The sequence below is a fragment of the Sorangium sp. KYC3313 genome (genome assembly GCF_052075895.1).
GTDB classification, from domain to species: domain Bacteria; phylum Myxococcota_A; class Polyangia; order Polyangiales; family Polyangiaceae; genus Sorangium; species Sorangium cellulosum_B.
This window is the reverse complement of the sequence record NZ_CP197255.1, coordinates 6,083,966-6,103,944: the sequence shown is the minus strand read 5'-3', so window position 1 is coordinate 6,103,944 and position 19,979 is coordinate 6,083,966. Positions and strand designations below refer to the sequence as shown.

Below are 19,979 nucleotides of genomic sequence, written 5' to 3'. Positions count from 1 at the left end.
CCAATCCATGGATTGACCCGGGTTGATTCAATCACTTCGCCTCACCGATCGGCCCATAACCGTCCCGCCCTGTCAGTCAGAGCCTATCCAACGTCACGGTTCCAATCGCCGCATGCGCACTCGCTCCGGCATACCCCATTCTTAGGCGTACGCGCAGCGCCAGACAAACGCTCCGCCCGCTCCGGCTTCTCCAGACGGACGTTCTCCACAACACGACAACAACGCGTCGAAGCCGCTCCCGCGCTTCTCGCATCGCTGAGAACGGCGCAACGCGGTATCTACACCACCAGTCTGAGGTCCGTCACGCTGGCGCCGTGGAACACGCGCATCCACCAGGTCCCCGCCGGGAACACCACACCGCGCACCCCGGCGCGCCACCGTTCAAGCGCCGCGCGGTACGACGCACGAAACGCCCGCACCGCGGCACCAGCGATTCGCCGTACAACACCCGGCTCGCGGCCAACCGCAAAGGTCGGATTGCGTTCGCCAAGCGCCTCGAAGCTCGTGACGCGCTCGTACGGGGAGATCTTGCTGACTCGCTCAGCACCCAGAAAGCGACGCCCTTGCCGCTGCAGCGCCGCATGCGCCTGCGCCTCCTGCTCATCGAGCGCCGCAGCGACCAAGCGCCGAAATTCATCGCTGCCGTCCTGCTCGACCGCCGGTGGCAGCGCGAGAGGCAGCATCACTTCCTCGGGCCACTGTGGATTTTCCGGGTCAAGATACGCCACAGGACGCGCCGCACGTAGCACGCCGCAGCCGAGCTCTCTCACATCGACCTTCGCCCCCGGCCACTCACGCGCATGCCGGACGAGGCCAGCGGCTACAGGGTTCGCGAGCACGTAGGCGATCTTCTCCACGACAGCAGCGCGCGTCAGGAGGCGCACAACGCTCGTGGCTTCGTGGTCCCATACCGGTCCTTCCCACGCGCGAAGCACCTTGGTCCCGAGCGCCACAATGCGATGAAAGAACTGCAAGAAGCGCGGCAGGACGCCATTCACGTCCGTCACGACCAGGTGTAGATGCGTTGACATCGCGCAGAACGCGTGTACCTTGATCCCGAAGCGACAGGCCGAGACCGCGAGGGCGTAGACCAAGAGCTGGGTGATCGCTGCGTCGGGGCGCAAGAGCAGGTGCCGACGCAAGACGCGACGGGTGATCATATAGGTAGCGCCGGGCGAGATCTCGCGGGGGTGGCTCATGGCCCGTCCATATCAACAAACGCTGTGCCAAAGATTGCAGTCAATCATTTCAAGCACTTGCCACGCCCCACAGGTGGCGATTCCTGCGCCAGAGGTGGCGGCCGCCATGCCGTCTTTCACCTCGGATGTTAATATTTACCACCTCCAGACATCGCATCCATCCAACCTAACCTAGGTTAAGATTTGAGCGACCTGCGTCGAGTCTCCTACCTGGGTCGGGTCTGCGGTTCCAATCTGGGTCAGGTCTCAACCTGGGTCAGGTCTGGATGTGGATGGGATCGGATGGGTCCAACCTGGGTCAGGTCTGGATGTGGATGGGATCGGATGGGTCCAACCCGGGTCGGGTCTCACCGGGTCGGTCTCACCCCGGGTCGGGTCTCACCGGATCGGTCTCACCCCTCGCATCCATCACGAGCTGCAGCCACGCCGCGCCGGTCGCCTCCACGGTGCCGACTGGGCCTTCCCCGGCTTTGTTTTCTTTTGCGTGGCGAGCGTGCGCCGAACGAGAATACAGCATGCTCGACCCAGCTTATGACTCATCCGCGATACACAAACGCGCAGTCCGTGAGAGCATCACTCACACGTTCCGCACCCCCGCGGGCGTTCATCGCGCGACCCGCACATCGTTTCAGCTGCTTCTCGTGAACGGCTCCGCGCTCGTTGTCGCCGCGCTCCTCGCGGCGTGCAGTCAGGCTTCGGAGGCCCCTGCTCCGGGCTCGGGGTCCGGCGGCGGCACGACGGCGACCTCAGGCGCAGCCGGCACCGGCAGCACCGGCAGCACCGGGGGCATCGGCGCCAGCAGCGCCGGCAGCGCCGGTGAATCGGCGGCCGAGGCGGCGGGAACCGGCGGATCGACCGGGGCTGCAGGCGGCAACCCCGGCGCCTGCGAGCAGGGCACGACGAGCACGGAATGGGCGACGAGCTGCCAGGCCACGGGGGCCAGCTGCACGGCAGGCACCTGGAGGGCGCCGCGCGACGGCGGCGAGACGCGCGCGCCGCTGCGCCACGAGTCGGCGCACTTCGCCTTCTACTGGCCCGAGGGGACGAACATCAACCTGAGCCAGGCGGAGGAGGCGGCGGACACGCTCGAGAGCATCTGGAGCGCGTACTTCGGCAGCCCCATCTTCTTCCCCGAGCCGTACTGCAAATCAGCGGACAAGTGGAAGGCCGCGGTCCATTTCGACGACAGCTTCCCGCTCTGGGGCGGCGGGTGGAGCCGCAACGGCGTCAATTATATGGGGATGTGGATCGGCCCCGACGCCGCCAGCGACCCGTGGGGGCTCGCCCATGAGTTCATGCACGGCGTGCAGTCGACGACGCAGGCGTTCCCCGATTGCGGCGGCGACGGCTGCTGGATCTTCGAGAGCCACGCGAACTGGATGCCGCATCAGATATGGCGGGACGACGTGCACTGCTCGGACATGCTGCCGAACATGCCGCACCTCTACTACGGCAACACCCGGAACCGCTATTGCAACTGGCAGTTCTTCGAGTTCCTGAAGGACAAGCACTGCTACAGCGCCGTCAACGACATGTGGGCCTACGAGGCGCCGCGCGGCCAGGGCGATCCATGGCAGAAGCTCATGCTCAGCCGTGGCTGGGACATCGAGCGGCTCAACGACGAGTTCGGCGAGTGGGCGATGCACAACATCACCTGGGACTACAAGGACCCTCCGCCCACGGACGGAGGCGATCCCTCGGGCGTGTATCGACGGAAATACGGCTCGATCGAGGCCGACATGACGTCGAACGGCCGCACCGATCGCCGGCTTCGTCTCACGCGGCTCGAGGCGCTCGACGCCGACTGGGCGCAGAATCGCCGCTTCGTCTCGCCGTATCACTGGGCACCGCAGCGCTGGGGTTACAACATCGTGCGCCTGCACCCGAAATCGGACGCGACCCGCGTGCGCGTCGTGTTCCGGGGCGTGACGCAGGCCGGCGCCGACTCCGGCTGGCGCTGGGGCCTCGTCGCGACGGATCCGGAGCTGACCACATCGCGCTACAGCCCTCTGCAGCGGGGGAGCGACGCCGAGATGGACTTCTGCGTCAGCCCCGGCGAGAATGTTTACTTGGTCGTGGTCGCGACGCCGACCGAATACCAGAAGCTGGTCTGGACGAAGCCCTCGGACGGGCCAGCGTACCCCTCGATCTATCGCTATCCGTACATGGTGGAGCTCGATGGAGCGTGGCCCGCCGGGTTTCAGGACGGTCAGCTCGATGCGTGTCCGCGGGGCACGACGAGGCACGCGAACGGCGGCGGCTGCGCGCCCGCAGGCACGCCGTCGAGCGTCTACGTCGGTCCTTACGCGACCGTCCTCGGCGGAGAGGTGAGCGGCGACGTCCGCGTCGAGGATCATGCGACCCTCGTCAACGGCGTGATCTCCGGCGGCCGCGTCGGTGCGCTCAGCCTGGTCGGGCAACGCGGCTCGGGCATCCAGGCGCGCGAGTTCAACGTGAGCGGCTCGGCGAACGTGCAGACCACCTTCTATCCGCTCGGCTGGTTCGGCGATCGCCAGTCCGTCTCCGGAACAGCAACGCTGCTCGGGGATGTCGAGTTCGTCGCTACATCGAAGTCGAGCAACACGTTCTACGGGTTCGTCCCCGACGACTGGGCGGGCGTCACGACGGTCACCGAGGTGACGGCCGCACCGCCGTACACCTGGCGGCGTTGAGGCCACGATGCAAACGATGCTTCATGTTGGGCTCATCGGTGACCGCGACGACGCCGTGACGGCCCACCGGGCCATCCCGGTGGCGCTGCGGCTGGCGGGAGAGGCGCTGTCCGCGCCGCTCTCCTTTGAATGGGTGCCGACCGAGGAGGTGACCGACGCCTCGCGGGTGGCTCGTTATGACGCCCTGTGGTGCGTTCCGGCGAGCCCGTACCGGAGCATGGATGGCGCGCTGCGCGCGATCCGCTTCGCCCGCGAACAGCGGCGCCCGTTCCTCGGCACCTGCTGTTCCAGCCGGAGCGCGCCGCGCTCGCCGGTCGGCTGCCGCCGCTCGTGGCCGAGCTCATCCGAGCCTGCTCGAGCGCCGCCGGCTGAACGCCGGCGCCGGCACACCGTTCAACGAAGGAAGGATCCGCCAGAGCATCGACGACGCCGAGAGCTGGATCTCTTCCTGGCGTCCGGCGCTTTCTGGTTTCGAGCCTCGGCCGGCTTCAGCGTTCCGGTTCGTCGGCTGCTCGACGAGGTGTTCCTGCGGGGCGCTGCGCGTGCGGCGCCGGCGCTCAGCGCGATTGCAGGAAGTACCTGCGCGCGGCCTCGCAGAGCTCGGGCCACCGCTGGGCAAGCGCGGGATCTGCTGCGAAGCGGCCTGCCCAGAAGGCGTCGAGGGCGGCGCGCGCCGCGGGGGTCGGCACCCCGTAGCGTGCGTTCGTGCTCTCCACGTAGGCGGGGTACAGCTCGCACGCGACGACGAGGCCGGCGTACTGGTTGAGCGTGAGCGAGGGTGGCGGGCGCGCGCTGAGCGGGTCGCCCGTGCTCACGGGGGCCGGCATGGAGGCGGGCGGCACACTCGGCGTGGCGGCCGGCAGCGCGCTCGGGCTCGGCGTGGCGACCGGCGGCGGACTCGCCGTGGCAGCGGCCTGCGCGCTCGGCGTGGCGACCGGCAGCGGGCTCGCCGTGGCAGCGGCCTGCGCGCTCGACGCGGCGACCGGCAGCGGGCTCGCCGTGGCAGCGGCCTGCGCGCTCGGCGTGGCCGCAACGGAGTGACGCTCGTCGTGGAGCGGCACCGCCTGGGAGTGGTGCGCGGGCACCGGACCAGGCTCGCGCACCGACTGTCCATCGGGGCTGGCGACGGGCTGAAACGGCAGCGCCGAGTCCAAACGAGCGACGGACGGCCGAGCGCGCTCCTCGGAGGCCACCGGGATGAAGGGCAGCGCGGAATCGATGACCCGCGGCGTCTCGGGGAGCGTCTTGCTCAGAGGCTTCGACTCCGCGCCGCTCACCGGCGGGTCCGTCCGAGGAACCGACGCAGGCGCGGGAACAGGCACGATCGCGGGCTGGGTGACGGATTGGGGTGCGGGTGTGGACGCAGGCGCCGGAGCGGGTTCGGGCTCAACCACCGGTGCGGGCTCGGCCACAGGTGCGGGCTCGGCCACCGGTGCGGGCGCGACCACAGGTGCGGGTGCGGCCACAGGTGCTGCCATCGGTGCCGGCGCGGGTACTGCGACCGGCGCGGGCACACCGAGCGGCGCAGGCGCGGGCACACTGAACGGCGCCGGCGCAGGCACACCGAACGGCGCCTGCCCAGGCACCGCCGTTGACCCCAGCACCGCCATCGGCGCGGGCATCGGCGCCGCCGCCGGCACGAAGGGCAGCCCCCCGCCCAGGCGAGACAGCGGCCCCTGCGCCTCGACCAGCGCCGGCGCGCTCGTCGTCGCGGTGACCTCCTCCGCTTCACGCTTCGCCGCGCTCGGCGGCACGAAGGGCAGCCCTCCGCCCGGGCGAGACAGCGGCCCCTGCGCCTCGACCAGCGCCGGCGCGCCCGTCGTCGCGGCGGCCTCCTCCGCCGCGCGCTGCGCCGCCGCCTCGTCCTCCGCGCGCTGCGCCGCGGCCCGCTTCGCCTCCGCCAGCCGCTCGTCGAGCGCCCCGTGCGCTTCCTTGAGCACGACCAGCGCCTCGGCGCTCTCGCCCTCCGGACCGAGGACGCGGCCGATCGCCAGGAGCATCTCTCGCGCGGCACGCAGCGCCGCCTCGTCCGCCGCGCGGCCGGGCAGGTGCCGCCCGGCGAACGCCGTGAGCTCGTCGTCCTCGCATCGAGCGAGATCCGCGAGCCGGGCCGCCACGCGGCGCCGATCCGGATCGGCGCTGCTGCCCGTCGGCCTGCGCATCGCCGCGTCGAGCTTCGCGAGCGCCTCGGTCAGCGAGCTCTTCTCCGGCGCCGTCCCTGAACCCGTGGCGGACCCCTTGCTCGCGCCCCTCACGGCGCGAGCACGAGGACGGTGGTGACGCTCGGTACGATGGCCATGCCCGGCGCGTTCGTGCTGTTCTGGATCGAGATGCTCGTCAGGCGCGTCATGGGCGCGCAGCCGACGATCACCGTGAAGGCCGCGGTCACGTTGCGCGACGGGCCCATCACCATCCCGGACGCGACGCCGAGCGCGACGCCCGGGTTGTCCCCCATCGTGAGCGGCGCGACCGTCAGCATGTTGTGCGCCGGCGCGCACGTGACGAGCACGTTCGGCACGAAGAGCACGCTCATCGGGTGGAGCGAGATGTTCGGGTACGGGATCGGCACCGGGGCCGGCGTCGGGGTCAGGCACACGTCCGGGAACGCCAGGCACATCCCCCCTGCGGTCGTCTTCGCGAGCATCGCTTCACCCCTCGTCGTTGCTGGCGCCCGCGGCCCCGCGCGGCGCGCCCCTTCAGCCGATCTTGACCTGCTCGCCGTCGAGCTTCGCGAGCGTCCGCGCGGCGACGATCGTGTTCTCCCCGCGCATCGCCGCGAGGCCCTCCGCGCGGAGATCGAAGACGCCCGCGCGCACCTGCTCGAGCGCCTCGATGAAGCGGAACGCCTGCTTCGCGCGCTGGACGAGCCGGTCCGCGCGCGCCTCCATGCGCTCCGCGACGACGACGGCCTTCTGGAGGTGCGCCTCGAGCGACCGGCCGACGAGCCCGATCTCCTCGATCGCCGCCGCCGCCGCCTGCGCGCGGATCTGCAGCTTGCCCGCAAACAGCCCCACCTCCCTGGCCGCGGCGATCTCGATCTGGTCGCCGGCGCCGAGCCCGAGCCGCCCCGTCGCCTGCACCTTCATATCGCCCTCGGCGACGATCCGCGTCGTCGCGCCCGCCTCGCCCTCCAGCACCGCGAGGACGAAGATCTGCTCGCCGTCCACCGCGCAGAGCACCCGATCCCCCGCGTCCGGCGCGACGAGGCAGCTCTTCGCGCGCCGCGCCGCGACCGGCCCGCCGCCGAGCTCGACCACGAGCCCCGACGCCGTGCCCCGGACGACGCCCGTCTCCAGCGACGGCACGCGTCGCGGCGAGGGCGAGCGCTCGATCACCGGCAGATCCACCGCGGCCAGGAGGTCGTCCTGCGCGCTGTCGTCGTGTGCCACCGTCAGGGGCTCGCGGGCCGCCATGCTCTGCATCTCGGGTCTCCTCGGCCTGGATCCGCCCGGTCAGGACGTGCGCGCCGCAACGCTAGTTTCAACGATTTCGCGGCAGGAATCAATGGCCTTCGTGGAACGCGGCCTCGCCCCAGGTCTCACGGGTCGCGGACGCGGTTTCGTGGTTCCGCACGGCGCGCGCAGCAGGCACGGTCACGCGCGCTGCCCATCGCGCTCGCCGCCGCGGCGCGGCTTCCAGTCCTCGATCGCGGCGAGCTTCTCGTCGTCGCCGAGCCAGCCTGCGCCCGCCGGCACCTTCGCCCCGTCCTGGCGAGCGCGGTGCAGCTTGGTGCGGAACATCGCTGCCTGCGTGAAGTCCGCGCCCGAGAGGTCGCAGTGCGAGAAGTCCGCGTACGCGAGCTTCGCGCCGACGAAGCGCGCGCCGGCGCACGACGCGAACGCGAGGTACGCCTCGACGAGCTCCGCCCCGGAGAAGTCGGCCTCGGCGAGCGCGGCCCGCTCGAAGATCGCGTTCTGCAGCTTCGCCCGCGAAAACCGCGCCTTCGCCGCGCTCGCCTCGCCGAAGAGCGCCTGCGTCAGGACCGCATCGGAGAAGTCGCAGTCGGACACGTCGACCCCGGTGAAGTTGCACTGCGTCGCGTCGCAGCCCGCGAAGCTCGAGCCAGCGACGCTGCCGCGCATGAACTGCGTGCGGAACAGCTTTGTTCCCTGGAACGCCCGCGCGCCCAGCGCCGCCTCGACCAGCGTCGTGAGCGTCAGGTTCGCGCCGTCGAGCAGCGCGGTGCGCAGGTCGAGCTTGTACAGCGTCGCCTTCTCGAGGTTCGCGCGAGAGAAGTTCGCGCCGCCGGCCTTGACCTCGACGAGGTTCGCCCGGTCGAGGTTCGCCCCCTCGAACGAGGCGCGCTCGAGCGAGCACGTCGTCCAGGTCGCGACGGGCGCCTCCACGCCCGACAGCGCCGCGCCCTCGAACGTCGACTCGATGAAGCTCGCGCCGACGAGCCTCGCCCCCGAGAGCGTCGCCCCGTCGAGGCGGCTCCGGAAGAACGTCGTCAGGTGCAGGTCCACGCCCGCCGCGTCCACGCCCGACAGATCGCACTCGGAGAACGTCGACTCCTTGACGAGCGCGCCCCGCATCGCGCGCGGCATGCGGACCCGGTCGAACACCGCGCCCGAGAGATCCGCGCCCGTCAGGTCGAGCCCGGAGATGTCCACGGCCTGGATCGGGTCCCCGTGGCGGACCTTGTCGAGCACCTCGTCGCGGTTCATGTCGCGCCTCCAGGAGCCGGCGCCGCCTGCCGGTCGAACCGGGTGAACTCGACGCTCGCCTCGGCGAACGTCGTCCGGCTGTCCCCGCGCGCGCGGCTGAAATCGGCCCGGCAGAGCTGCGCGCCCGTGAAGTCGGCCCCCGCCACGCGCGATTTCGAGAGGATCGCCTCCGTCAGGTTGCACCCGCGGAGCGACGCGCGGTCGAGGTTCGTCCGGATCAGGAGGGCGTTCTTCATGACGGCGCGGTCGAAGGTCGCGCCCGTCGCGTCCGCCTCGCAGAGATCGGTCATCGTCATCTGGGCTCGATCGAACCGCGCGCCGCGCAGGTCCGTCGTCCGGAAGCAGGTCTTGTCGAGCACGGCGTCGCGGAAGTCGGCCTCCGGCAGGCCGCTCTTGTGGACGGCGACCCCCTCGGAGAAGCGCGCCCCCGCGAAGCGCGCCTTCGCCCCGGTGCAGCTCATCAGCGACGTCTTGTGCAGCCGAGCGCCCGAGAAATCCGCGCCGTCGAGCGAGCACTCGAGCAGCATCGCCCGCTCGAGGTTCGCCCCGGCGAGGTTCGCCCCGGCGAAGCTCGTCTGGAGGAACGAGCAGAGCGAGAGATCCGCGCCCGAGAGATCCACGCCACCCCAGCTCACCTGGAGGGCGTCGGCGCGCTCGAGCCGCGCTCGCTTCAGGCTCGCCCCGGCGAGCCTCGCGCCCATCAGGACGGCCTCGGTCAGATCGGCGTCGTCGAACACCGCGCCCTCGAGGTTCGCCTTGCCCAGGTTCGCGCCCCGGAGCCGCGCGCCCGTGAGGTTCGCGCCAGAGAGGTCGGCCTTCGCGAGCACCGCGCCCTCGAGCACCGCGCCCGACAGGTCGCAGCCGCGCAGGTCGGCCCCCTCGAGGAACGCGCGCGCGAAGCGCATCCCCCGCAGGTCGACCCCGCGGAAGTCGGCGCCGGTGAGGTCGCGCTCGTCGAGCGGTTCGCCCGCCTCGCGCGCCGCGTCGATGACGACGCGCGCCATCTGCGAGGCCTCGGCGGTCATCGGCAGGGCCGCCGACCTCAGGTGCGCCGAGCCGCGGTAGCCCTCGCGCGCCGCCTGCTCGAGGCGGAGCAGCTGCTCGGGAAAGCCTGGATCCGCGAGCATCGCCTCCAGCTCGAGGTTCGGCACGCCGCCGAGGCGCGCCGCCTCGGCCAGCTCCGCGTACTGCTGGAGCTGCGCCTTGGCCGAGAAGCGCGGCGGGCCGCCCGGCGGCTCCTCCCCGGTCTGGCCGCGCCGGAGCGCCTCCTCGGACACGTCCATCTCGGCGGCCTGCGCCTTCATGCGCTCCTCGGCCTCCTTCTTCAGGCGCTCGGCCCGCGCCTTCTCCTCCTCCATCTTCCGCGACGCCGCGTCGAGGTACGTCACCAGCGCGTCGAGATCGTCGACCGGCGGCGGCGCTTCCTCCTCCGGCAGCGGCGCGTCGAGGCCGAAGCGGGCCGGGTCGATGCCGTCCGCGAGCAGCTCCTCGCGGCGGCGCTCGCGCTCCCGCTCCGCGCCGCGCCGCAGGTTCTGCGTGGCGAGGTTCTCGCTCTTGAGCCACTGCACCATCTCGATGCCGGCGACGTTCGCGGCGACGCCCGACTCGCGCGGCGGCATGAGATCGCTGTCGCTGAGGGACGCGATCGAGCCCCGGTCCTTGTCGATCCGCCGGGCGAGCGCCTCGCGGTAGTGCTCGATCGGCCGGGGGCGGCCGATCTCCTCGCAGGCGACGACGAGGTCGACGATCTCCCCGGCGTCGTCGTCGGCCACGGGCATCGAGCCGTGGAAGATCACGACGCCGAGGTTGGCCGAGGGGAAGAGCCACACCGTGTCGCAGCGGACGGGCAGCTCCTGGAACGCCTCCCCGCTCGCGTCGCGGCGGGTGACGAGCACGCGCGCGGTGAGGCCGGGGAGCGCGCCCTCGATGCGCGGGCGCGTCGGGTGCATGTTCTCCACGAGGAACGCCTCGTCGCCGCGGAGCGGCTCGGCGAGCCATTGATCGCTCGGCGCGACGTTGAAGAAGGCGGGATCGACGTCGGGCGGCAGGCCGGGCGCCCACTTCTCGGCGTAGTCGGCGCCGTACGTCCCCGCGCGGGCGCGGCGCTGCCCGAACGTCACGTCCATCGCGAGGAAGGACGCCGGGCCCGGCCGGTCGCCGGGCGAGCGGATCAGCGCGCCGTAGTGCTCCACGTTCGGCAGCGGCCGGGCGCGCTGCCCGCCGCGATCGATCTCCTCGATCCCCTTCCCGTAGGGGTTCGCCGCGTCCTTCGGCCCGCCGAGCGCGCGCGCCCAGTCGATGGGCATCTCCGAGAACGGCTCCGGCTCCGTGAAGCCGTGGCCGCTCCAGTACCGGTCGCCCAGCACGGCCAGGCGCTTGTCGACGGAGCCGAGCCGCGCGCGGACGAACGACGCGCCGACGCGGCGGCCCTCCGGGGCGTAGCACCGGCCCGCGACGAGCAGCTCGCCGCGCGCCTTCGTGATGCCGTCGTCGAGCGGGAGGCTCCCGAGCGCCGCCGTCGCGGCCTGCCAGAACGACATCTCATCGACGAGCGCGCGCGGCGCGTCGAGGGGGAACGCCATCATGGCGCCCACGTGGAACCTGAGGCGCCGCGCGACCTCGACGACGCGCGTGAGCGCCGGGACCTTGAGGGGTTTGACGACTCGCATCCGCGCTCAGATCTTCGTGAAGGCGCTGTTCCACGCGATGACCCCCGCGAGGGTCAGCGCGATCGCCTGCTGCTTCAGGTAGGTGCCGAACTGATCCATCTTCGCGCCGACGGCCTTCTTGTCGAACGCGAAGTAGTCGAGCTTGATCAACGACGTCTCGAGCTTGAGCAGGTAGGCCTGCTGGGCGAGCGCGGCGTGGTCCGTCTTGATGACGCCGGTCGCGCCCTTGTAGAAGTAGAGCTCGTGCTTGCTCGGCGTGAGGTCGAACGTCAGCCCGAGCACCTCCCACTTCAGGTTGGTGGCCGTGATCTTCGCGTTGGGCGCCTTGATCAGGAAGTTCGTGTCGGACTTCAGGTCGACGTCCCCGCCGAAGTGGCCTTTCCAGGTGGTGGCGACCTCCGTCTTCCAGCTCTTGTAGTCGTCGAAGTTCTCGGCCGTGACCTTGTGCATCCACGGCCCGGTCACCGTCGACGAGCCCTCCGGCTCGATCGTCTGCTCGAACTTGCCGTGGACGTCGTGCTTCATCCCGCCGCTCGTGATGGTCAGCGTCATCCCGTCGGTGATCGTCTGCTTCATGCCGCCGGCTTCCACGGTGTCCACGCGGCCCGTCTTGATCGTGGTCGTGCGCGTCGCGTAGTAGGTCTCCTCCGCCGCGGCGGTGACCTGGAGCGTGTACGTCCCGCCGATGCCCGCCCAGAGGTTGCAGACCACCATGCTGAACTTGTTGCCGCTGACGTTCTCCCAGGAGTCGCCGCCGATCCATGAGCCGCCGTCTCCCGAGGTCGTCTCGAGATAGCTGAACGTGACGTCGACGAGGCTGCTGCCGGCGATGGCCGGGTCGGCGTTCTCGGGAGACAGGAACGTGCCGACCTGCTTGTCGCCGTCGCCCGTGTAGACCGAGCCGTGGTTGCCGCTCGGCGTCCCCATGTAGATGCCGGTGCGGTTGTTCGGCGTGTGGAGGAAGATGAACTCCTTGCCCTGCTCGTCCTCGAGCACGAGCTGGTTGCCGCTCCCGGTCCGGATGATGTTCTGGCTGAGGTTGCGCTCCGCGACGACGCTCGGCCGGTGCGCGTTGGGCACGACGCCGGCGATGAAGGGCCGGTCCGGGTCGCCGCCGAGGAAGGCGATCATCACCTCGGTGCCCTTGCGCAGCGGGAAATGGAAGCCCTCGGTCGTCCCGCCGTGCGGCTGCATCATGCGCACCCGCGTCGAGATGCGCGCGTCGGGCAGGCCGCTCGTGTCGAACTCGAAGCGCACGAGGTAGCGGCCGTCGGCGTCGATCTGCGCGTACTGGCTGTCGGCGGGGCCGCAGACGATCGCGTTCTCGAACCCGTAGATGCGCGGCCACGGCGTCGCCTGCGGCGCGCGGAACTGCACGTCGGCCGGGATCGCGAGCAGCTTGATCGCGTAGATGTCCTTGCCCGAGAGCCCCGTCAGCCGCGCGATCTCGGGCGTGATCCCGGCGATCGACGCGCTGTGCTGCACCTCGAGCGCGAGCCACTGGTCGACGACTTCGGCGGGCTGATCGTCCAGCGAGAACCGGTACCCGGCCCGCGGCCCGAGCGCGTCGCCGCTCCCGCGCAGGGTCACCTCGCGGCAGCCGATCGACTGCGCGCGCACCTGCGCGAGGCGCTCGGCGTCGCTCTGCACGAAGACGCGGAAGCCGTACTCGCGGATCGCGCCCACCCCGTTCGCGGTGATGCTGCTCTCGCCCTTCACCGACGCGGACGGGTTCGCGTAGTTGTAGTCGGCGATGGTGACCGTCTTCGGCAGCCACTGCACGTTCTGCTCGATCTGGTGCAGGCCCGGCGGCGCGGTCACGTCGTCGCCGAAGAGCGGGACGTAGCGCACGACCCCGCCGCCCGGGAAGTCGTCGTGCAGCCCGCGGTCGTCGACGATGACGAGCACCTCGCCGGGCCCGTCCTCCGGGTGCTCGAAGAAGTAGTAGAGGCCCTCGCGCTCGAGCCACCGGTGAAAGAACGCGAGGTGCGTCTCGCGGTACTGCGCGACGAACTCCTCGACCGGGTAGTCGCCGTCGTTGATCGAGAAGCGGAACTCGCTGGCCGCGAGCCCGCCGTTCTGGAGCGTCGCCGAGAGGAACTCCTTGACGGGCTGGTTCGTGAAGACATGGCTGCGCCAGAAGTGGCGCAGGAACCAGAGCTTCGGCACGAGCAGCGCCTGGTACAGCGCCCGATCCGCGTTCTGGTGCAAGAGGCGAACGCTCGCGATGACGCCGTGCACGACGAGCGGGTCCTTCCCGTCGCCGCGGCTCGCGCGCACCGTCGCCCGCTCGCCCACCGCCTTGCGCACATCGGTGCTCGTCGGGACGGAGAAGAAGAGCTCGAACTCGTACGGCTGCGAGACGTGCTCCGTACCGCGGAAACCGATGAAAGCGACGCTGGCGAGCGCGGAGCACGAGAGCGAGAAACCGTCTGGGCGCATGGAGAGCCTCCCCATCCCTGGCCTGGTGTTGAGGGCGGAATCTCCGTGCATCGCGTCGCGGAGTCAACGTCCGCATGCGCCACGAGAGTGCTGTGGAACAGCGGATCCGGTGGTGGGACGAGCGCGCACCTGTGCGACAGCCGTACCGTGTGCGTGCCGCGTTATCGCGCTGCTGCGCTCGTGAGCGCGGCGATGACGCTGCGGGTGAAGCCGCGAAGGCGCGCGACGTCGTCCGGGCGGAGGGCGAGGGTGCGCGCGTCGCAGTAGAGCCTGCGGGCGATCTCGATCTGGAGCGCGTGGACCCCTTCGTCGCGGCGCGCGTGCCGCTCGAGCGCGTGGCCGCCCGGGAAGGGATCGTCGAGCGCGAGCGAGAGGCCGTGCGCGCGCGCGACCTCGGCGACAGCGTCGCGCGCCCAGCCCGCCGCGCTCTCGCCGCGCCGGGTCCCGAGCACGACGTCGGCGACGCCCGGGAACATGACGTCGGGGTACGTGTGCCCAGAGACGAGGATCGCGACGCCGTGGCGCGCGCGCGCGCCGGCGAGGCGCGCGGCGACCTCCGCGTGGTACGGCTCGAACACGTCGCGGACGCGGCGCTCGACCTCCGCGCGGGGTGGTGAGCTCTCGAGCCACTGCTCGCCGCTCGCGGAGCGCCGCCGCACCTCCCGCAGCCCGCAGGGGAGCTTGTCCTCGTAGGGCGTGGGCACGCGCGGGGCCGTGTTGAGGTCGATGACGAAGCGGCTCGCCGTCGCGACGACGAGCGCGGCCCCATCGAGCGTGACGTCGCCGAAGAGCGCGTCCGCCGCGACGTCCGCGTCGGCCGCGAGGGCGCGCTCCGGCACGCGCGTGAAGCGCGCCGCGAGCTCATCCACGACGAGGCTCGCGTGCGGGACCTCGACGACGATCGGCCCCGCCGTGTCAGGCGCGTGGACGCGGAAGGGAGGCGGCGTGGCAGGCATCGTTCCTCCGGAAGGTAGGCGCGCGCCGGGTTTTTCGCACGGGTGCGCCGGTTTGCGCTCTCATGGCGGGCCATGGAACCCCGGATCTGGCTGCTCGCGAGCCGATACCACCTCGACGCCGGGCTGTCTTCGCTCCTGGTGGACGGCGTCGCGACGGCCGGCTTGCTCGTCCTCGCGGCGCTCGCGCTCCGGCTCTCGCGCCGGCAGCGCCGCGCCGCCGCGCAGGCCGAGGCCTCGTTCATGCCCGGCGCCGCGCTCGCGCCCGGCGAGGCCGTCGTCGTGGGCATCGTCGAGCGGGAGCAAGGCGCGGACGTGGCGGTGCGCGTCGAGGTCGAGCAGGAGGGGTCCGAGTCCGAGACCTCCGGGGTCTGGACCCACCAGTGGGCCGAGAGCGGCCGCAAGGTCCGTGTCCACCCCTTCTATCTCCGCCACGCGTCCGGCGCGCGCATCCGGGTCGAGCCGGGCGAGGACGTGCAGCTCGTCAACGCGCTCGACGGCATGATCCGGGTCGATCTCACCCGGCGCGTCCGCGTGGCCGAGCTCATTCCAGGCGAGAGGGTCTTCGCGATCGGCGAGCTCCGGCGCGCGCCCGATCCCGAGGCGCAGGCCCAAGGGTACCGCGGGCAGGCGCAGGGATACCTGCTCGCGCCCCCGCGCGGGGGGCGCATGCTCCTCTCGTCCGAGCCGCTCGGCGAGCGGTTCGCGCGCAGGGCGGCGCTCCACCAGCGGTGGGCCGTCGCCGCGGCCGTCGCGTCGCTCGTGTTCAACATGGCGTTCGCGGCCTTCCACGCGCGCCGCTGGCTGGGCGAGACGGTGGACGTCCGCGTGACGCAGCTCCAGGAGCGCGAGGACGGCGACCACATCCGGTTCGAGGTCACGATGCGGGGCGCGGACGGCGCCGCCTTCTCCGACGAGGTGCCCCACGGCGCCTTCGCGCGCCTCCGCGAGGGCGAGACGGTAAAGGCGCGTCATGTCCCCTCGTGGAGCTCAGCCAGCGCGATCGGCCCCGACGTGACGGCCCACTCCGTGGCCTACGCCGCGTTGCCGCTCCTCGGCGTCATCGCGCTCGCCTACCTCGCTCGCGCGCAGGCCACGCGGCCCTGGTACGAGAAGAAGCTGATCGAACAGGGGAGCGGCAAGCTGGCAGAGAGCCTGTCTTCCCCGCAGCAGGCCCCGAAGCGTCCGGAGGGCCGCCGCCGGGAGCCCGCCTCTGATTGACGGGCGGCTCGAGTCGGCAGGCGCTGCGCGTCCGACGACGGTCATCGAGACATCGCACATGCGACCCCGGGTCAGGCCGTAGAGCTGACAAATCTCCTCATTTTGTTGGCATTTGGGGGAAGAGAAAATTTGAACAGGGAGGCGGGGAGACAGGGAAATCATGGGATTTCACTCCCCGCCTCCCAGTGAATCTTCTCGAAAGATTCGAGAGGATGCTTCAGGACCGAGAAAGCAGCTACCGCTTCATCGCGTCGAGAACGCGTTGGACGTGCCGGTGAGCTTCGCGCTCTCGAGGTGCTTCGCCTCGAGCTTGGTCTCCGCGTCCCTCACTGCAGCCGTGCCGGTGCCCGTGATCGTGATCGATTCCTCGGCGAGCGCGTAGATCGTGAACTCGTAGGTGTCGGTCTTCGTGCCGGTGCTGGTGCCGTAATTGGGGCAGGGCCCGAGGTAATTCGAGTTCTGCTTGGCGCCGAGCTGCGTCGCGTCCGCCTGCTTGAACCCCTCGGGCAGCGAGGTGGTGGTGGCAGGAATGTTGTACAGAACCCAGTGATAGCCGTTGGGCTGCGACGGCGTCGCGTGCGCCAGGGTGACATCGATGAAGGTGATGGCGTAGCTCTTCGTGCCCGCAGGCCCCGGGGTCCAGTGGAGCTCCGGCATGACGCTGTTCTGGAAGCCGGCGGTCTGGCAGGTGTACTTGTCGGCGAACTTCGCCCCTTCCTCGTGATTGGTGCTCGCGAGCGCGAACTCCTCGGAGGGCGCGCCGCCCTCTCCCGAGCCGCCCTCTCCGCTTCCGCCTGCTCCCGTCGCGCCACCCTCTCCGCTTCCGCCTGCCCCCGACGTCGTGGTGGTCGCAGGGTCGCCTCCGCTCGAGCTCGAGCTGTCGGCGCTGCTGCTACTGGCGCTGCTGCTGCTGGCGCTCGGGGAGCCGGTGCTCGCCGCGCTCCCCCCGCCGTCCCCCGACACATCGGGATCGTCGCTGGAGCAGTTCAGGATGGCGAACGGCATGGCCGCAAAGGCGAGGTATCGAGCGCTACGTGTGAGCCTATCCATGATGGTACGCATTGGCGCATGATGCCACACCGGCGTTCCTATCGCGATGACAGTCGCTTCTCCCCTCGCGACAAAGATCCGCAATTTAGCGGTATATTTCTCGAAACAGTGAGTGATTGAGAAATGTGAACGTTGACATGAGCGCGCCTGGCGCGACACATCGCTCCGGGTCTCTCACCAGCTCGCCAGAGAGGTAGAGGCGGAGCGGAGGGCCCTTGACCCTTGACACCGCGCAAGAGCGCCCAGGAGCGCCCGCGTGGACGCTCCTGCTCTGGCGGAAATGTGCAGAACCGCCGGTCAGTATTGCGTGTTGTTGGACGTCGTGATCTTCGAGGAGCTCACGCCCATGAAGAGCGCCTTGCCGATGCCGCTGTAGCGGGTGTTCGTCATCGTCACGCTGCTGCTGCTGCTGTCCGTCCTGAAGATGGACTCCTTCATCTTCGATGATGTCGCACCGGTCGATGAAGACGTCGACCTTGAAGTCCGTCCCCCCGTTCTGCCGGATGAACTTGCCCGCGTTCTGCGCCGTGAAATTCGACACCTTGAACGTGCTGGCCGCGTTGTTCTGGAACACCTTGTCGTCGCCGTTCCTCGCGGAGCCGCCGTTCAGCACCACCGTGCCGGACTTCTTGACCGTCAGGGCGTCCTCGCCGATGTCCTCCCAGACGATGTTCTCGAGCGTGACGTTGCCGTACGTGTGAATGCCGTCGGCCGCCGGCGCGCCGAGGACCACGTTCTTCAGCTTCGCGCCGTCCTCGAGCTTGAACACCGGCTTCTGGTCCTCGGCCTGGCTGCCGTCCCCGAGCGTGTTCTTGTCGGCGATGTACCGCTTGCCGTCGCCGTCGAACGTCTCGCCCGCCTTCACGATGATCGTCGAGCTGACGACGCCGCCGTTCCCCGCCGTCGTGGTGCCGCCGCCCGAGCTCCCGCCAGAGTCGCCGCCGCCCACCGGCACGAGCTCGATGTAGTCGACCTTCAGATCGTACCCGGACGACGAGGAGTTCTTGCCCTTGCACGTGAGCGCGAACTCGACATTGCCAGAGAGCGATTTTTCCCCGAGCGTCGCGGTCGTCCAGCTGTCGCCGGTGGAGGAGCCATAAGCGTCGAAGGACTTCACCGACGATCCCTTCACGGACGGCGCGAGCCTGCCCGCCGGGCGCGGCCGCGGTCGCGCTCGCCGGCGGCGCCAGGCACGCGGCTCAGAGCGCCAGCTTGATCCGATAACGGGTCAGCCAGTCGTCGAGCAGGAGGACCTGTTGCATGCTCGACCGGGCGAGCTCATCGACCGCTCCTCCGGACTCCGAGGCGACGGCGCGGGCGCGAGCCATGTCGAGGAGCGGCAGCACCGGCGCGTCCTTCCGGGCGAGGAGCCCCGCGAGCTGGCCTCGGAGCCGCTCGGCATACGCTGGATCCTGCGTCGCCGGATACGGGCTCTTGCGACGGTCGAGCACCGAGCGCGGCAGGAGATCCTCGGACGCGGCGCGCAGCAGGCTCTTCTCGCGCCCATCGAAGGTCTTCATCGACCACGGCGCGTTGAAGACGTACTCCACGAGCCGGTGGTCGCAGAACGGGACCCGGACCTCGAGGCCGGTCGCCATGCTCATGCGATCCTTGCGGTCGAGCAGGATCGGCAGGAACCGCGTCAGGTGCAAATAACCTATCTCCCGCATGCGCCGCTCCGCGCCGTCCTCGCCCGGCAGGCGCGGGACCTCGGCGAGGGCTTCCCGGTAGCGCGCGGCGACGTGGCCCTGAAGGTCGATCTGCGCGAGGAGCGCGGGGGAGAGCAGCTGAGCGGCGGCGCTCGCGCCATGCATCTTCATGCGCATGGCGAGCCAGGGGAACGTCTCCGCCGCCACCGTCTCCGGGTCGTGGAACCAGAGGTATCCGCCGAAGACCTCGTCGGCCGACTCGCCCGAGAGCGCCACCGTGGAGCGCTCCCGGATGGCGCGGAAGAGGAGGTACAGCGAAGCATCCAGGTCACCGAAGGCGATCGGGACATCCCGAGCGCGCAGCACGGCGGCGCGGATCTCGGGGTCGGCCAGCTGGGCCGCGGAGAGCACGATGCCCGCGTGGTCCGACCCGACGTGCCGCGCGACCTCGGCGACGTACGGCGTGTCCTGCGTGCTCCGCAGCGCGTCCGGCGTGAAGTGCTCGGCGTGCCCCGCGAACTCGACGGAGAAGGAGCGCACGGGGCCCGCGCCCTCCGCCCTGAGCGCCCGCTGCGCAAGGGCGGTCACTGCGCTCGAGTCGAGCCCTCCGGACAGGAGGGAGCAGAGGGGCACATCGGAGATGAGCTGTCGCGCCACGGTGTCCTCGAGCAGCCCGCGGACCGTGCGGATCGTGGCCTGCAGGTCGTCCTCGTGCGGCCTGGACTCGAGCGCCCAGTAGCGGCGCTCGGAGATCCCATCCCGCCGCACGTGCACGACATGGCCCGGGCGGACCTCTCGCATGTCGCGGAACACGGAGGCTCCGGGCGTCTTGACGAAGGCGAGGAGCTCGCGCAGGCCGCCCACGTCCACGGTCGGCGACGCGAGCGGGTTCGCGAGGATCGCCTTGGGCTCCGAGCCGAAGAGCACCGCCGAGCCGATCTGCTGGTAGAAGAGCGGCTTGATGCCCAGCCGATCCCGGACGAGCAGGAGCTCCTCTGCGCGGACGTCCCAGAGGGCGAAGGCGAACATTCCGTTGAGCCGCCGGGGGAAGCCCGCGCCCCACTCGAGATACGCATGGAGCACGACCTCGGTGTCGCTGTGGGTCTTGAAGCGGTGGCCCCGGGCCTCGAGCTCGCCGCGCAGCTCGCGGAAATTGTAGACCTCGCCCGTGTAGATGAGCACGGCCACCGGCGCGCCGTCCTCGTCGGCGATCATCGGCTGGCGGCCCCCCTCGAGATCGATGATGGCGAGGCGGCGGTGCCCGAGGCCCGCGCGCGGAGCGAGCCATACGCCTTCGTCGTCCGGGCCGCGGAGCTTCATCGTCGCTGTCATCGTCTGCAGGACATCGCGCTCCAGCGTCAGATCGCGCTCATAGTCCACCCATCCAGCAATGCCGCACATGGACGATCCCCTCCCTCTCAGCGCCACCGCGCGCCAGCGGCGAGCCAGGACAGCCC

At 70.5% G+C, this 19,979-nt stretch carries 12 protein-coding genes and 2 pseudogenes; 3 read left to right on the top strand and 11 right to left on the bottom strand.

All coding sequences use genetic code 11. The annotated features are described in order from the left end of the window. Positions 1 to 278: 278 nt before the first annotated feature. Positions 279 to 1,199, bottom strand: a complete 921-nt coding sequence (locus ACSRUE_RS23745; protein WP_441292996.1) for a transposase — start codon at positions 1,197 to 1,199, stop codon at positions 279 to 281. Positions 1,200 to 1,714: 515 nt separating this feature from the next. Between ACSRUE_RS23745 and ACSRUE_RS23740 the strand changes: the two genes are divergently transcribed. Beyond that, positions 1,715 to 3,871, top strand: a complete 2,157-nt coding sequence (locus ACSRUE_RS23740) for a DUF6055 domain-containing protein (RefSeq protein ID WP_441292995.1) — start codon at positions 1,715 to 1,717, stop codon at positions 3,869 to 3,871. Positions 3,872 to 3,878: 7 nt separating this feature from the next. Then, positions 3,879 to 4,158: pseudogene (locus ACSRUE_RS23735) on the top strand (hypothetical protein); the annotation flags it as partial. A gap of 270 nt (positions 4,159 to 4,428) precedes the next feature. Here ACSRUE_RS23735 and ACSRUE_RS23730 read toward each other — a convergent pair. The 7 genes from ACSRUE_RS23730 to ACSRUE_RS23700 all read right to left on the bottom strand — a co-directional run bounded on the left by ACSRUE_RS23730 (position 4,429) and on the right by ACSRUE_RS23700 (position 14,605). Further along, the gene (locus ACSRUE_RS23730) at positions 4,429 to 6,126 is read right to left on the bottom strand and encodes a hypothetical protein (protein WP_441292994.1); all 1,698 of its coding nucleotides are present in this window, start codon (positions 6,124 to 6,126) and stop codon (positions 4,429 to 4,431) included. Continuing rightward, the gene (locus ACSRUE_RS23725; protein WP_012237562.1) at positions 6,123 to 6,515 is read right to left on the bottom strand and encodes a DUF4150 domain-containing protein; all 393 of its coding nucleotides are present in this window, start codon (positions 6,513 to 6,515) and stop codon (positions 6,123 to 6,125) included. The genes ACSRUE_RS23730 and ACSRUE_RS23725 overlap by 4 nt, the downstream gene beginning before the upstream one ends. A gap of 52 nt (positions 6,516 to 6,567) precedes the next feature. Continuing rightward, complete coding sequence (locus tag ACSRUE_RS23720) at positions 6,568 to 7,293, bottom strand: DUF3540 domain-containing protein (protein WP_441292993.1); 726 nt, start codon at positions 7,291 to 7,293, stop codon at positions 6,568 to 6,570. A 171-nt stretch (positions 7,294 to 7,464) separates the two neighbouring features. Next, positions 7,465 to 8,538 carry a pentapeptide repeat-containing protein gene (locus ACSRUE_RS23715; RefSeq protein ID WP_441292992.1) on the bottom strand — a complete coding sequence of 358 codons (1,074 nt, stop codon included), beginning with the start codon at positions 8,536 to 8,538 and terminating at the stop codon, positions 7,465 to 7,467. Then, positions 8,535 to 11,207, bottom strand: coding sequence for a DUF2169 domain-containing protein (locus ACSRUE_RS23710; RefSeq protein WP_441292991.1), 2,673 nt, complete (start codon positions 11,205 to 11,207; stop codon positions 8,535 to 8,537). Before ACSRUE_RS23710 ends, ACSRUE_RS23715 begins: the two co-directional genes overlap by 4 nt. Before the next feature lie 6 nt (positions 11,208 to 11,213). After that, positions 11,214 to 13,649, bottom strand: coding sequence for a type VI secretion system Vgr family protein (locus ACSRUE_RS23705; RefSeq protein WP_441292990.1), 2,436 nt, complete (start codon positions 13,647 to 13,649; stop codon positions 11,214 to 11,216). A 161-nt stretch (positions 13,650 to 13,810) separates the two neighbouring features. Continuing rightward, positions 13,811 to 14,605 (bottom strand): N-formylglutamate amidohydrolase, encoded by a 795-nt coding sequence (locus tag ACSRUE_RS23700; protein WP_441292989.1) that lies wholly within the window; start codon positions 14,603 to 14,605, stop codon positions 13,811 to 13,813. 72 nt (positions 14,606 to 14,677) lie between these two features. Here ACSRUE_RS23700 and ACSRUE_RS23695 point away from each other — a divergent pair, with 72 nt between their 5' ends. After that, positions 14,678 to 15,823 carry a hypothetical protein gene (locus ACSRUE_RS23695; RefSeq protein ID WP_441292988.1) on the top strand — a complete coding sequence of 382 codons (1,146 nt, stop codon included), beginning with the start codon at positions 14,678 to 14,680 and terminating at the stop codon, positions 15,821 to 15,823. A gap of 243 nt (positions 15,824 to 16,066) precedes the next feature. On the opposite strand, the gene ACSRUE_RS23690 is transcribed toward ACSRUE_RS23695, so the two are convergent. The 3 genes and pseudogenes from ACSRUE_RS23690 to asnB form a co-directional block, all read right to left on the bottom strand. Further along, positions 16,067 to 16,873, bottom strand: coding sequence for a YbhB/YbcL family Raf kinase inhibitor-like protein (locus ACSRUE_RS23690; RefSeq protein WP_441292987.1), 807 nt, complete (start codon positions 16,871 to 16,873; stop codon positions 16,067 to 16,069). 297 nt (positions 16,874 to 17,170) lie between these two features. Then, positions 17,171 to 17,822, bottom strand: a pseudogene (locus tag ACSRUE_RS23685) (pectate lyase). Between the two features lie 250 nt (positions 17,823 to 18,072). Then, positions 18,073 to 19,923 (bottom strand): asparagine synthase (glutamine-hydrolyzing), encoded by a 1,851-nt coding sequence (gene asnB / locus ACSRUE_RS23680; RefSeq protein WP_441292986.1) that lies wholly within the window; start codon positions 19,921 to 19,923, stop codon positions 18,073 to 18,075. Positions 19,924 to 19,979: the final 56 nt, after the last annotated feature.